The sequence below is a fragment of the Acinetobacter celticus genome (assembly GCF_001707755.1).
In the GTDB taxonomy this organism is placed as follows: Bacteria; Pseudomonadota; Gammaproteobacteria; order Pseudomonadales; family Moraxellaceae; genus Acinetobacter; species Acinetobacter celticus.
Map to the genome: position 1 here is coordinate 21,935 of NZ_MBDL01000009.1, position 13,860 is coordinate 35,794.

The window sequence follows — 13,860 nt, forward strand, 5'->3', positions numbered from 1 at the left end:
TTACATGTTCTTTTTTTATGTTTCTTAGATTCCCACTTAAATAGCTTGTTTTTTATTCAATTTATGATTTAATTCAAGAGAGCTGTTTTTATTTTAAATGAACTTAAAATTAAATTCCAAGGCTTTTAGTCGGCTTTAAAATATAATCATAGCTATTTAGTTGGTATTAATAATGATAGAAACTAAACCAATTTAGTCAGAATAATTTTATATAAATACAACCGTTTCACTCAACTTTAAAATAAATTATTTTAGAATATTTTTTAACTATTTTAAACACTAAATCATTGTTTTAAATATCATTAATAATATATTTTTATTTTAATTGTTTCCTCTATTTATTTTTAGTTTATTTTTGTTAATAATAGGTAATTAGTTTAAATAACAGGCTTATCAATATGAGCTTAGTTCCCAAAGATTTTAACCGTCGTACAGTCAGAGAAATCACGGCTATTTTAATAATTAAAGTAGTGATTCTATTGACCATCAAACATATCTGGTTTGACGCCCCTACTATTCCCAAAAATTTTGACTCTCAAGTTGCAGAGCGTATCGCTGGCAACCCTTCCCCAATCAAGGAGACACGTTGATGATTTCTGAAAGCGTGGTCGATTTATCGCGGTTCCAATTTGCAATGACCGCGATGTATCACTTTATATTTGTTCCACTGACATTAGGTCTTGCCTTTATTCTTGCCATTATGGAAACCACCTATGTGATTTCTGGCAAAGAAATCTACAAGGACATGACTAAATTTTGGGGTAAACTTTTTGGTATCAACTTCGCTTTAGGGGTAACTACAGGCTTAACCATGGAGTTCCAATTCGGAACAAACTGGGCCTATTATTCACACTATGTCGGTGATATTTTCGGTGCACCACTCGCCATTGAAGGCCTCATGGCATTCTTTTTAGAATCGACCTTTATTGGACTTTTCTTCTTTGGATGGGATCGTCTCACCAAAGTGCAACATTTAATGGTCACTTGGCTGGTTGCAATTGGTTCCAATATGTCAGCCCTCTGGATTCTAGTGGCAAATGGATGGATGCAAAACCCCGTCGGTTCAGCATTTAACTATGAAACCATGCGTATGGAACTGATGGACTTCGGCGCACTGATTTTCAACCCAGTTGCACAAGTTAAATTTGTTCATACCGTTTCTGCAGGTTATGTCACAGGGGCAATTTTCGTACTGGCTATTTCAAGCTATTACATGCTGAAAAAACGTGACTTACCTTTTGCGCGTCGTTCTTTTGCCATTGCTGCCATCTTCGGTCTAGCTTCAACGTTATCCGTTATTCTTTTGGGTGATGAATCAGGTTATGAAATTGGTGACGTACAAAAAACCAAACTCGCCGCAATTGAAGCAGAATGGGATACACATCCTGCGCCTGCGCCATTTACGTTGTTTGGTATTCCAAATAAAGAAACCATGACCACAGACTACGCAATTAAAATTCCATATATCATGGGGATTATTGCCACACGCTCAACCACCAAAGAAGTTACAGGTATTAAAGACCTGATTATTCAACATGAAGATCGTATCCGTAATGGTATGGTGGCTTACTCACAATTAGAAAAACTTCGTGCAGGCGATACATCTGCTGAATTAAAAGCTGCATTTGCTGAATCTCAAAAAGACTTAGGCTATGGCTTACTTCTTAAAAAATACACACCAAATGTTGTAGATGCATCTGATGCACAAATTAAAGCTGCAGCAAAAGACACTATTCCGCATGTTCCAAGTTTGTTTTGGGCATTCCGCGCTATGGTCGCTTCAGGCTTCTTAATGTTGCTTCTCTTTGCTTTGGCAACTTTAGCAGTTGCTAAACGCAATGCAGAAAACAAACCTTGGTTATTAAAATTCGCCTTATTTGGCTTACCTCTTCCTTGGATTGCAGCCCAAACAGGCTGGTATGTTGCAGAAGTTGGCCGTCAACCTTGGACTATTGGTGAAGTACTTCCGACTCACCTGTCTGCATCTTCACTAAGTACTGGTGATGTATGGGGCTCAATCATTGCTCTAGCATCGTTCTACACTGTGTTACTAATCATTGAAATGTACTTAATGATTAAATTCTCGCGCCTAGGCCCAAGTTCACTTCATACAGGTAAATACCATTTTGAAAAACTGGATGCTGCCAACAAGGCAAATGAGGAGACTCAAGCATGATTGAATATGAACTACTCAAAATAATTTGGTGGGTGTTGGTTGGCGTACTGCTGATTGGCTTTGCCCTCACAGATGGCTTCGATATGGGTTCAATGGCGCTCATGCCATTTGTTGGAAAAACAGATGATGAACGCCGTGCAGCCATTAACACCATTGCACCGCACTGGGAAGGAAATCAGGTTTGGTTTGTAACCGCTGGTGGCGCATTATTTGCTGCATGGCCAATGGTGTATGCAACAGCTTTCTCTGGCATGTATTGGGCACTATTACTGGTCTTATTTGCCTTATTTTTACGACCTGTAGGGTTTGACTATCGTTCTAAACTACAAAACACACAATGGCGCACCTCATGGGATTGGGGTCTTGCAATTGGTGGTGCTGTTCCTGCACTGGTGTTTGGTGTTGCATTCGGCAATATGTTCCTTGGCGTACCTTTTACCCTAGATGAAACGGTTCGTTCTACATATACAGGTAGCTTTTTTGCGCTATTAAACCCCTTTGCATTGGTTTGTGGCTTGGTGAGTTTATCTATGCTATGCGCGCATGGTGGTGCATGGTTAATGTTACGTACCGATGGCGCTTTACGCCAACGCTCTGCCAAAGCAACTCAAATCATGGGAATAATCTTTTTGGTTTGCTTCTTAGGTGCAGGCGCTTGGCTATACTTTGGCGGTATTCAAGGTTACACATTGGTACAACCTTTTAATACCAATGGTGTTGCGAACCCACTAGCAAAACAAGTACTGACCAATGCAAATCCGGGTTGGATGAATAATTATTCAACCTATCCAGTGACCATGCTTGCACCAATTTCAGCAATCTTGGGCGCATTGCTCATTATCTTGGCCGCTACAAAAAATAAAGCAGGACTGAGTTTTACAGGTTCTACCTTGGCAGTAACAGGCTCAATATTAACAGCAGGATTTGCCCTGTTCCCGTTCCTTATGCCATCAAGCATTAACCCAACGGTAAGCTTGACCATGTGGGATGCTGTATCGAGTAAAAATACCCTAACTGTAATGACCGTTGTTGCGGGTATATTTGTCCCAATCATTATTGCTTACACGACATGGTGTTACTATAAGATGTGGGGCGTCATTACCAACAAACACATTCAAGAGAATTCGCATACGCTGTATTAAGGCGATGCACAGGAGCTTAAATTATGTGGTATTTTGCATGGATTCTCGGCGTTTTGATGGCCTGTTTTGCTGGTGTACTCAGTGCACTCTACATCGAACATCATCAAGACCTTGATGAGGAATAAAATATGACTGAAGTTGCAGTGACACACGAAGATAAAAAGCCGAATAGATTTGCAATGGCCATCTCATTTTTGTTGGCATTGCCACTTGCAGCCGTTTTGCTTATTCATCCCGCAGCGATGCTGGATGCAAATGGTGAATACAGCCACAGCACGATGATGTACGTGATGATAGGCATTTCTGGTGGCTTTATTCACGGTGTTGGCTTTATTCCAAGATTTTGGCTTTGGAAATGGTTATTTAGCCCATATTTAGCATGGCCACTCATGCTTTGGGGCTACTACACTTGGTTCTTTACCTGAACTTTAAAAGCCTTCAATAAGACCATGCCAGTCAGTGAATAAATTGACTGGCATTTTTTAAATTCATTACATTATTTGATATATGTCTAAATGCTACCCGCAACTGTTCGAAGCAAGGTGACTTTAAAATTAAAGTTTCTACCAGTTCGTCAATAAAAGAAATTTGACCAGTTTCGAGTGAAGTACACCTCGCTACAAAATACCTTTTTAGCAACCCAATGAACCCCTAATATCTCATTTAAAAAGGTAGAGTTCAGCCCTGAATAACTAAAAACACTGACTCAACCAATACTATAAACAAGGGTCAATGTAAGAAAAACATTCCTGTTCTAAACATCGAGAATGTATTTTTTTTAAATGATTATTCATATAAAGCCCACTTTATTATCGCCAATAAAAAAGCGGGAAATTACTCCCGCTTTTAAAAAATTTGCTCTTAGCGATGTGTGTGAATGGACATCACAATTCCCATGCCTGCCAGCATACCAATAACCGCTGTACCGCCATAACTCATTAACGGTAAAGGGTCACCTGTTACAGGTAAAATACCACTCACCATGCCTGAATTTAAAAAAACAAAGAAGAAAAAGGTTAAGCCAGTCGCCCCTGCATATAATCGACCAAAATTATGAAAGCTATCCATCGCAATCATTAAACAACGAATAATAATTGCAGCAAATAAGCTAAAAAGCAGAAAAACACCAACAAAGCCAAACTCTTCAGCATAAGTAGACATGATAAAGTCAGTATGATGTTCTGGTAAATAACCCAAATGCGATTGCGTCCCTTCAGTAAAACCCTTACCTGTCAGACCACCAGAACCAATCGCAATTTTAGACTGAATAATATTCCAACCAGCGCCTAAAGCATCTGACTCTGGATCAAACAATGTCACAATTCGCTTTTTTTGATATTCCTGTAAAAAGAACATCCATAGCAAAGGTGCCATAACCGCCAATGCAACCATTGCACCTGCAATGAGTCGCCATGACATCCCACTAAGGAACAAGACAAAAATACCCGGAATAATCAAGCCAATGTTTAAATCGGGCTGTAATGCCACCAAAAGAAATGGCATCATCATAATGACTAAAGCCACAATGATATGTAAAAACTTAGGTGGGAATGAGCGATTCGCAAAATACCAAGCCATCATCAATGGCATAGCAAACTTCATCACTTCACTGGGCTGCATACTCCCAATGCCTGGAATGGTAATCCAACGCTTTGCGCCCATACGGGTTTCACCAACCACCAAAACCAAAATTAGCATGAACAAGCCAAAAATATATAAATATGGACTTATCGCTTGATAAACTTTAGGAGGTACTTGCGCGCATAGAAACATAATAATAAAGCCCACACCAAAGCTCGTTGCTTGGCGCAGTACCATATCCGTACTTCCGGCTGTTGCGCTGTATACCACCATTAAACCCAAAACGGCATTTAAAATAAGGAAACAGAGCAACCATGGATCTAAATGTAATTTAGCCCAGCGCGAAGAATCGTGTTTTATACTAAGTCCATCTCTGGCGGAATGGCGTAAAAACCGATACTGCTGTGAAGGGATCATTTGCGATGCGTATTTAAAAATATAGTGGGCAAATTATAAGTTAAAGCCACACAGAATAAACCGATGTGGTCAAAATTATTCTAGATTTATTTAATGAGACAGCGACTGAGACGCTAAAATTAGTTTTGCCAATTCCAAATCATCTGGATAAGTAATTTTAATATTATCAGAACGCCCTTGTACAACCTGTACGGACTCGGACACATATTCTAAAGCACTGGCTTCATCTGTAATATTTGCTTGTGACAATACCGCTTGCTCAATTGCTTTTTTTAACACGCCCAGTTGAGCTATTTGTGGAGTTTGCGCCTGCCAAAGTTTAGATCGATCAACTGTTTGATCAATTGTAACCCCAACTTCAACGCGTTTCAGTGTGTCTCGTACAGGAATGGCCAATATCGCGCTTTTTCCAGTTTCAACTGCTGTATGTACCAAATGATTTAAACAGTCTTGCGTAACACATGGACGCGCTGCATCATGCACAAGCACCCAATCATCTTCAGAGGCAAGTGTCGATAAATAACTTAATGCATTTAACACAGAGTTAACGCGCTCTGCACCGCCCAAACAAAAATGCGCTTTATCTGAATGATCAAAATTCAAAGTTTTGGCGAATGTATCTTGTTCGCCCACAGCAAGCACATAACCGGCTAAAGGCAATTGATTCAACCTTGAAACTGTATGCTCTAATACCGTTTTATTTTGGATGACCTGATACTGCTTCAGTTCAGATTTAGAAAATCGGCTACCCGACCCAGCTGCTGGAATAATCGCCCACAAGTTAAGGCTCTGGTGGTGCTTCAACTGGCTCTTCATTGGTGCGTAAATCTTCTTTAGAATTTGGATCAATATAAATTGGTTTATATTGAGTACTGACCGTACTCATCTGCACAAAAGTTTCATGAGGTTTAAGCAAACCTAAGTCTAAACGTGCATGTTCCTCAATGGCTTCAACACCATTTTTTAAATCATATACTTCTGCTGCAAGAACGCGGTTCCGTTCTTTTAATTCTGCATTCAGCTCAATCTGTTGTTGAACTTTCTGTGACAGTTTCTGGTGATCGTTATGACCGCCTTCACCGAACCAATATATATATTGAAACCCTGCGATCAAAATGATCGCAAGGCCCAACAATGCTTTACTCACTTTGGAGTCAAATACATTTAGCATAGATAGCATGGACGCTTAGTTTAAACCTTTAAACTCAGCTTTACCGCGATATGCAGCATTAGTCAATTCTTCAATACGAAGTAATTGGTTATATTTTGCAACACGGTCAGAACGACACAGTGAACCTGTCTTGATTTGACCTGCGCCAGTACCCACAGCAAGATCTGCAATTGTAGAATCTTCTGTTTCGCCTGAACGGTGTGAAATCACAGTCGAGTAACCATTTGCTTTCGCAAGATAGATTGCATCTAGAGTTTCAGTCAATGTGCCAATTTGGTTGTATTTAATCAGAATAGAGTTACCTACTTTCTCATTAATACCGCGCTGTAAAATTTTTGGATTAGTAACAAATAAGTCATCACCAACCAATTGAATTTTATCGCCTAAAATAGAAGTTAGGTAAGACCAACCTTCCCAATCCGACTCATCTAAACCATCTTCAATTGAGATAATTGGATATTGGTTTACAAGACCTGCTAAATAGTCAGAAAATTGATTGCTTGTGAATGCTTTGTTGCCTTCGCCTGCAAGAATATATTGACCATTTTTGTAGAATTCTGAAGATGCACAATCAAGCGCAAGCATAATATCAGAACCAGCTTTGTAGCCTGTTTGACCAATGGCTTCAAGAATAACAGTGATTGCTTCTTCGTTAGAACGAAGGTTTGGTGCAAAACCACCTTCATCACCAACTGCAGTGTTTAAACCTTTTTTGTTTAAAACTGATTTTAGAGAATGGAAGATTTCTGCGCCAGCGCGTAATGCTTCAGAGAATGAAGTGAAGCCTACAGGCTCAATCATAAACTCTTGAATATCAACATTATTATCTGCATGCGAACCACCATTGATGATATTCATCATTGGTACAGGCATCGTCAAGATAGAGTTATTGCGTAAGTCTGCAATATATTGGAACAATGGTGTTTTTTTCTCGTCCGCTGCAGCGCGTGCAACAGCCAAAGAAACAGCTAAAGTCGCATTAGCACCCAATTTTTCTTTGTTTTCAGTTCCATCAAGCGTGATCATTGTGTTATCAATGTCTTTTTGCTCGAATACTGATTTACCCAATAAAGCATCACGAATCAGCGTGTTAACGTTGTTAACTGCTGTACGAACGCCTTTACCTAAGTAACGCGCTTTATCGCCGTCACGAAGTTCTAAAGCTTCACGAGAACCAGTTGAAGCACCAGAAGGTGCACATGCACGGCCTACAACGCCAGAGGCTAAGATTACGTCAGCTTCAATGGTAGGGTTACCACGAGAGTCCAAAATTTCACGTGCACGAATGTCAACGATTTGACTCATGAACAGTTCCTCAGTTGATTAATAAAGACGATGCGCCCAAAAGACGCATCAATGTAAATCTAATTTAGTGTGTGTCTAGCTTCTGAAAGCCTTTCACTAAAGTATCTAATTCTTTCAGTTGCGCCAAAAATGGTTCAAGCTGAGACATGCGTAAAGCACATGGCCCATCACACTTTGCATGTTCTGGGTCTGGATGTGCTTCTAAGAATAAACCCGCTAAACCTGTCGCCATACCTGCACGTGCAAGTGTCGTGATTTGGGCACGACGTCCGCCCGCAGAGTCTGCACGGCCACCTGGCGTTTGAAGCGCATGGGTAACATCAAAGAATACTGGCACATTCATTTCTTTCATGTGGTCAAAGCCAAGCATGTCTACAACTAAGTTGTTATAGCCAAATGCTGAACCTCGCTCACATAAAATGAGTTTGTCATTTCCTGCTTCTAAACATTTATTTAGAATATGACGCATTTCATGCGGTGCTAGGAATTGTGCTTTTTTAATATTAATGATGGCATCAGTTTTTGCCATTGCTTCGACCAGATCAGTTTGGCGACTTAAAAAAGCCGGTAACTGAATAATGTCCGCAACTTCCGCAACAGGAGCCGCTTGGTACGGCTCATGTACGTCAGTAATAATAGGCACATTGAAATGTTTTTTAATGTCAGCTAACCACTCAAGACCTTTTTCTAGACCTGGGCCACGAAAAGAGTTCAAGCTTGAACGGTTGGCTTTGTCAAAGCTGGCTTTAAATACATAAGGGATACCCAAACGCGTACAGATATCGACATAAGTCTCTGCAATTTCAAAAGCCAAGTCTTTAGACTCGAGTACATTCATACCGCCGAACAAAACAAATGGCAAATGGTTTGCCATTTGTATGTCGCCCAAACGTACAATTTCTTGTGGTTTTAGTTGTGACATTTAAACTTCCTAGTTTTATTCTGCAAACGTATTATTTAGTTTTTTGGTACTGCTTTTTAGCAGCATCAATAAAGCTAGCAAATAACGGATGACCATCACGTGGTGAACTTGTAAATTCTGGATGGAATTGTACAGCAATGAACCAAGGATGTTGAGGAATTTCAACTGTTTCCACTAAGCGCTGAATTGGAGAATAACCTGAAATTTTCATGCCTTTTTCTTCAAGCACTGGAATGTAGCGATTATTCATTTCATAGCGGTGACGGTGACGTTCGATAATTTCATCACTACCGTACACTTCACACGTTTTTGTGCCTTCAACCAATTCAGATTTCTGAGCACCTAGACGCATAGTTCCACCAAGATCAGATTCAACACTACGTTGCTGAACTTCACCGCGCTCATCTAGCCATTCCGTAATTAAACCAATCAACGGAGATTTAGTTGAACGGTTAAATTCAGTAGAGGTTGCATCTGGAATACCGGCAACATTACGTGCGTATTCAATTACAGCCAATTGCATACCCAAACAAATGCCAAGGAATGGTACGCCGTTTTCACGTGCGAATTTAATCGCCTGCATTTTCCCTTCTGTACCACGTTCACCAAAACCACCAGGTACTAAAATTGCATCTGCATCTTTAAGTACTTCACTTACATCTTGGCTTTCAAGCTCTTCAGCATTGACATAGTCAATTTGAACTTTAACGCGGTTTTTAATACCTGCATGTAGAAGTGCTTCGTTTACAGATTTATAAGCATCTGGAAGTTCTACATATTTACCAACCATCGCAACACGCACTGTGTATTCAGGATTCAACAATGCTTCTACAACGTTATCCCAATCTGTTAAATCAGCTTCAGGAAGATCATAACCAAAACGTTCACAGATTAAATCATCGACGTTTTGTTCATAGAATGTACGTGGAATTTGGTAAATTGAACGTGCATCTTTACACACGACAACTGCACGCGCTTCTACGTTGGTAAATAACGCAATTTTACGTGTCGTGTCTGCATCAACATCATATTCAGTACGACAGATTAAAATATCTGGCTGAATACCAATTGAAAGCAATTCTTTAACCGAGTGCTGTGTCGGCTTAGTTTTAAGCTCAGCAGCAGACTTAATATAAGGCAGTAACGTTAAGTGCATTAACATCGTGCGCTTATGGCCAAGTTCAACCATGAGCTGACGTACAGATTCCATGAATGGGAGAGATTCAATGTCACCTACTGTACCGCCGATCTCTACGATCGCAACATCATAGCCTTCGCCTGCGCGAAGTACACGCTCTTTAATATTGTCCGTAATATGTGGAATAACTTGGACTGTACCACCAAGGTAGTCACCACGGCGTTCTTTATTTAAAACGTCTTGGTACACACGACCTGATGTGAAGTTATTTAACTTGGTCATTTTTGCACGACGCAAGAAACGTTCGTAATAACCCAAGTCTAAGTCAGTTTCGGCACCATCCTCTGTGACAAAAACTTCACCATGCTGGAACGGGCTCATTGTTCCTGGATCGACATTAATGTATGGATCCATTTTAACCATGGTTACTTTTAAACCACGAGCCTCTAAAAGTGCAGCAACTGAAGCAGCAGAAATACCTTTACCTAGTGATGAAACTACACCACCAGTAACGAAAATAAAATGGGTCATTGGGTTTCTCGTACAATCGAGCCAAAATAGGCCTGCAATGTTGCGCAATTTTACTTTACCTTGCACTAATAATGCAAAGTCATTCCGCAGCAATTCAAAGAACAATAAACAATTGGTTATTCTATCAGCATTTCCAATAAAAATTTAGCTTAAATTTCCATGATTTCCATCTTCTATTTTATGGTTATAATATGCATATCTGTTTAACGCTTACTTTTGTGTAATTATGAATAAAAAACTTTTAATTTGCAGTGCAATTGCAGCAGCTTTACTCATTACTGCCTGTGTAAAAAAAGAAGAGCCAAAGCAAGAAGAGCAAGAACAAGTTGAAACTGCTCCTTCTGAAGCTATGCCTGCTGAACCAGCTCAATTCGAGCCTTTAGATGCAACCGATACGCAAGAAATTGAGCCTACACCGTCTCACACTGAAATTATTCGTGAAGAAACACCAAATACGACGACCGAAGTGCGCCGTGAAGTTCAAACGCCTGTGACTGCTCCTGTAGAAGCACCAAAACCGACAGTCACACCAAAGGCTGAAGCACCGAAAGCAGAAAGCAAACCTGCCCCTGTTACACCTAAGCAAAACAGTGGTTCAGCGCAATCTGAAGATGATGCTGTTGCCGCCGCTATTGCTGCTGCCACACCTGCACTTGGAAATTAATTTATTAATTTCCCTAAAAAAAAGCCCAGTTTAATATACTGGGCTTTTTTAATGACAATATATCTTTATAAGGTATTTTTATCGATCGATTTATCAAAATAACTCAAAGATATGGTTTTAACTTTTCTGCTAAAAATTCAATAAATAACCGCACACGTTTAGGCAAATGTTCTTGCAAATAATATACGGCGTGAATCTTCTGGTAATGCAATTCGATTTGATCCTCAAACAACGCCACCAAACGTCCTTCTATTAAATCATCTTGTACCAAAAAACGTGAAAGGCAAGTAATACCAACACCTTCCAATGCAAGCTGACGAACGGTTTCGCCATTTGAAGCCTTTACTTTTGGACGTGATACAAAAGCTTTACCATTCGTGCTAATGGGCCATGTATTTAAATGTTGTACTTGGCTAAACCCAATTAAATCATGCGTTAATAAATCTACAGCTTGCTTAGGTACACCATACTGCGCTAAATATTGTGGACTGGCTACAATATATAAACGGCTGTGGCAAAGGAGTTTTGCATGTAATGTTGAATCGTTTAACTCACCAAACCGAATAGCGACATCCGTTTGATGTTCGAGCAAATCAATGACTTGATCATGGTTATTTAATTCAATTTGAACATTTGGATACTTCTGCATAAATTCCCGCGTTAACGGCACAATCACATGCAAAATAAAAGGCGTTGCAGAATCTATACGAATAAGCCCTGAAATATCTTCATCGGATTTCAGTAACGAATCCTCTGCCTCTGCCAGTTCATTCAATATTTTGCGCGCTTTGGTTAAAAACAATTGCCCTTCTTGAGTTAATTTTAATTTTCGGGTGGTTCGTTCTAATAAGGTCACATTCAATTTTGACTCTAAGCGTTGCAAGGCCCTACTCACACCCGAAGCGGTCTGCTCCAAACGCTCAGCAGCCATAACAATAGAGCCACTATCAACAATAGTGACAAAGGCTTGTAATTCTTCAATTGTAGATTTCATCCACGCTCGCACTCTTGATTTTTAATCAATAATATTTTGCAAATTACCGCATTTTTTAGCAAGGATAAAATCTGCAAAATAGCCTCATTCATTTAACAAAATAAAGCCAGTCACTTCCGCAAATGACTGGCTTTAATTATTATCGAGATTATCGATTTATTTTTTACTGTGTTTAGAGGCATTTAACAAAAAGAAATCTGCAGCCAGACGAGACGCCCAAGAATGGGTTTCCGTAAGTCCTTCGTAAAACCCGCAATGGCTGCCTTTTTTTGTCGTGATGACTGCCACACTGTGCATGCGCTGAACGATAGCTTTATAAGGTTCAAAATTGTGAATATGGCAAACGGGATCATCTTCTGCATTCAAGACTAAAAGCGGAATATCGACCTTTTCAAAAACATAAATTGGGTTTGTAGACTGATTATAGCTGCTGTAATCCTTAAACCCTGCCATTTCAAAATAAGTCTGTTCAAAATCTAACAGTGTTTTGGACTGTAAAACACGCTCTAAAGAGGCTGTGTTTTGCCACGTTTCAGCATAAGGTTGGATAAATTTTTGAAATAGTTTCTTGGTCATTATTTTACTGTAAAACGGATGCACATTTTCAAAACCCAGTTCAGTATTATAGCCAGGGCATAACGCAAATGCTGCTTTAAAGGGTGCGTTTGCGCCTTCTTCACCCAAATAGCGAACCAAAAGCCCCGTTCCCGCAGATGACCCTAGTCCATACAATTCGGCGTCTGGATATTTTTGTTGAATAAATGCCAGTTGTTCACGTAAATCATCCGTTGAACCAAACAAGTTCATTTTAGGAATGGGCATTGGTAAGTCGGCATGTCCGCGACGCAAACACAGTGCAATTCGCCAACCAGTATATTGGTTCAAATCTTGCACCAATTCGCGCATACTTTCAGGCGTACCTGTAATAGTGTGCATAACCACAATGGTTGGTACAGAACTTGGTAAATCTAGACCGAACCATGCGACTCCTGTTACCCCACCATCCTGCATCGTCAGCTGGTCAATTTGATCATATTTTAAGCGAATACTGCGTTTTTTAATCACATCAAAATACAATAAGTGTGCATGTGTATTCGACAGCCACGGCGTAGGCCTATATTTACGATGAAGCTGGGGTAGCTTGTCAAAGATCGCTTTAAATTCTCCTTGTGGATTAAAATAAAGTTTCGGCTGTTCTGCACCGATGATCTGATCAAACACCGAAAATGCACGGTGACTGACTTTATTTAACACACTTTTCATGAAACCACCTTTTACACTTTGGCCGAACGACGCCCTATACACGCCATGCACAACTTTAATTTGATCAATCCACTTAGGCGAATTATTTTGGCGCAAAAGCTGCCATCCGTTGCCCCATCTGCGCGGCTAAGGCTTCTAAACCACTTTTTGGGCGGATCATCACTTCAAAATCTACAATTTGACCTGCTTCATTAAAGCGAATCATATCTATACCTTTTAGCTTTTTCTCTCCCACATTAGCAGAGAACTCTAGCACCACACTTTGCTGATCTTCAGTATAAAATTCACGGTAATAAGTGAAGTTTTCAAAAATTTGAATCACATTGGTCAAAATAAAGGTGACCACTTGTTTCCCCGGATAAGGCGTGTGCGCAATTGGAGAACGAAAGATCACATCTTCCGCTAATAACTCATCTAAAATACTCATATCACGGCTTTCTAACATTTGATGCCATTTTTGAACAGATGCCTGTGTTTGACTAAAACCCATAATGTATTCCTTTCTATTCATTTTTTTGAATGGAGTGATAAGACACCTTGAGAGGGATTTATTTCA

15 protein-coding genes are annotated in these 13,860 nt (G+C 39.9%); 6 read left to right on the plus strand and 9 right to left on the minus strand.

Features of this window, described 5'->3' with window-relative positions:
* Positions 1-398 precede the first annotated feature (398 nt).
* Genes cydP through BBP83_RS06885 form a run of 5 tightly spaced genes read left to right on the plus strand, consistent with a single transcriptional unit; the run spans position 399 to position 3,743 of the window.
* Positions 399-590 carry a cytochrome oxidase putative small subunit CydP gene (gene cydP / locus BBP83_RS06865; RefSeq protein WP_068886852.1) on the plus strand — a complete coding sequence of 64 codons (192 nt, stop codon included), beginning with the start codon at positions 399-401 and terminating at the stop codon, positions 588-590.
* The gene (locus BBP83_RS06870; protein ID WP_068886854.1) at positions 590-2,176 is read left to right on the plus strand and encodes a cytochrome ubiquinol oxidase subunit I; all 1,587 of its coding nucleotides are present in this window, start codon (positions 590-592) and stop codon (positions 2,174-2,176) included. Before cydP ends, BBP83_RS06870 begins: the two co-directional genes overlap by 1 nt.
* Positions 2,173-3,318, plus strand: a complete 1,146-nt coding sequence (gene cydB, locus BBP83_RS06875; protein WP_068886856.1) for a cytochrome d ubiquinol oxidase subunit II — start codon at positions 2,173-2,175, stop codon at positions 3,316-3,318. The genes BBP83_RS06870 and cydB overlap by 4 nt, the downstream gene beginning before the upstream one ends.
* A 23-nt stretch (positions 3,319-3,341) precedes the next feature.
* A complete protein-coding gene (cydX, locus tag BBP83_RS06880) occupies positions 3,342-3,443 on the plus strand; it encodes a cytochrome bd-I oxidase subunit CydX (RefSeq protein WP_004653762.1) in 102 nt (33 codons plus the stop codon).
* A gap of 3 nt (positions 3,444-3,446) precedes the next feature.
* Positions 3,447-3,743, plus strand: coding sequence for a cyd operon YbgE family protein (locus tag BBP83_RS06885; protein WP_068886859.1), 297 nt, complete (start codon positions 3,447-3,449; stop codon positions 3,741-3,743).
* Positions 3,744-4,179: 436 nt separating this feature from the next.
* On the opposite strand, the gene rodA is transcribed toward BBP83_RS06885, so the two are convergent.
* The 6 genes from rodA to BBP83_RS06915 form a co-directional block, all read right to left on the minus strand.
* A complete protein-coding gene (rodA, locus tag BBP83_RS06890; RefSeq protein WP_068886860.1) occupies positions 4,180-5,316 on the minus strand; it encodes a rod shape-determining protein RodA in 1,137 nt (378 codons plus the stop codon).
* 90 nt (positions 5,317-5,406) lie between these two features.
* On the minus strand, positions 5,407-6,132 hold the full coding sequence (gene ispD / locus BBP83_RS06895; RefSeq protein ID WP_068886862.1) for a 2-C-methyl-D-erythritol 4-phosphate cytidylyltransferase: 726 nt from the start codon (positions 6,130-6,132) through the stop codon (positions 5,407-5,409).
* Positions 6,098-6,487, minus strand: a complete 390-nt coding sequence (locus BBP83_RS06900) for a septum formation initiator family protein (protein ID WP_068886864.1) — start codon at positions 6,485-6,487, stop codon at positions 6,098-6,100. The genes ispD and BBP83_RS06900 overlap by 35 nt, the downstream gene beginning before the upstream one ends.
* 15 nt (positions 6,488-6,502) lie before the next feature.
* On the minus strand, positions 6,503-7,792 hold the full coding sequence (gene eno, locus BBP83_RS06905; RefSeq protein WP_068886866.1) for a phosphopyruvate hydratase: 1,290 nt from the start codon (positions 7,790-7,792) through the stop codon (positions 6,503-6,505).
* A 64-nt stretch (positions 7,793-7,856) separates the two neighbouring features.
* Positions 7,857-8,714 carry a 3-deoxy-8-phosphooctulonate synthase gene (gene kdsA / locus BBP83_RS06910; RefSeq protein WP_068886868.1) on the minus strand — a complete coding sequence of 286 codons (858 nt, stop codon included), beginning with the start codon at positions 8,712-8,714 and terminating at the stop codon, positions 7,857-7,859.
* Between the two features lie 31 nt (positions 8,715-8,745).
* Positions 8,746-10,383, minus strand: coding sequence for a CTP synthase (locus BBP83_RS06915; RefSeq protein ID WP_068887640.1), 1,638 nt, complete (start codon positions 10,381-10,383; stop codon positions 8,746-8,748).
* 226 nt (positions 10,384-10,609) lie between these two features.
* On the opposite strand from BBP83_RS06915, the gene BBP83_RS06920 reads away from it, so the two are divergent.
* The gene (locus BBP83_RS06920) at positions 10,610-11,047 is read left to right on the plus strand and encodes an internalin (protein ID WP_068886870.1); all 438 of its coding nucleotides are present in this window, start codon (positions 10,610-10,612) and stop codon (positions 11,045-11,047) included.
* A gap of 103 nt (positions 11,048-11,150) precedes the next feature.
* Here the strand turns inward: BBP83_RS06920 and BBP83_RS06925 are convergent, their stop codons facing one another.
* The 3 genes from BBP83_RS06925 to BBP83_RS06935 all read right to left on the minus strand — a co-directional run bounded on the left by BBP83_RS06925 (position 11,151) and on the right by BBP83_RS06935 (position 13,794).
* Positions 11,151-12,041, minus strand: coding sequence for a LysR family transcriptional regulator (locus tag BBP83_RS06925; protein WP_068886872.1), 891 nt, complete (start codon positions 12,039-12,041; stop codon positions 11,151-11,153).
* Positions 12,042-12,197: 156 nt separating this feature from the next.
* Entirely contained in the window at positions 12,198-13,304 is a 1,107-nt protein-coding gene (locus tag BBP83_RS06930) for a YheT family hydrolase (protein ID WP_068887642.1), read from the minus strand.
* Between the two features lie 82 nt (positions 13,305-13,386).
* Complete coding sequence (locus BBP83_RS06935) at positions 13,387-13,794, minus strand: nuclear transport factor 2 family protein (protein WP_068886874.1); 408 nt, start codon at positions 13,792-13,794, stop codon at positions 13,387-13,389.
* Positions 13,795-13,860 lie beyond the last annotated feature (66 nt).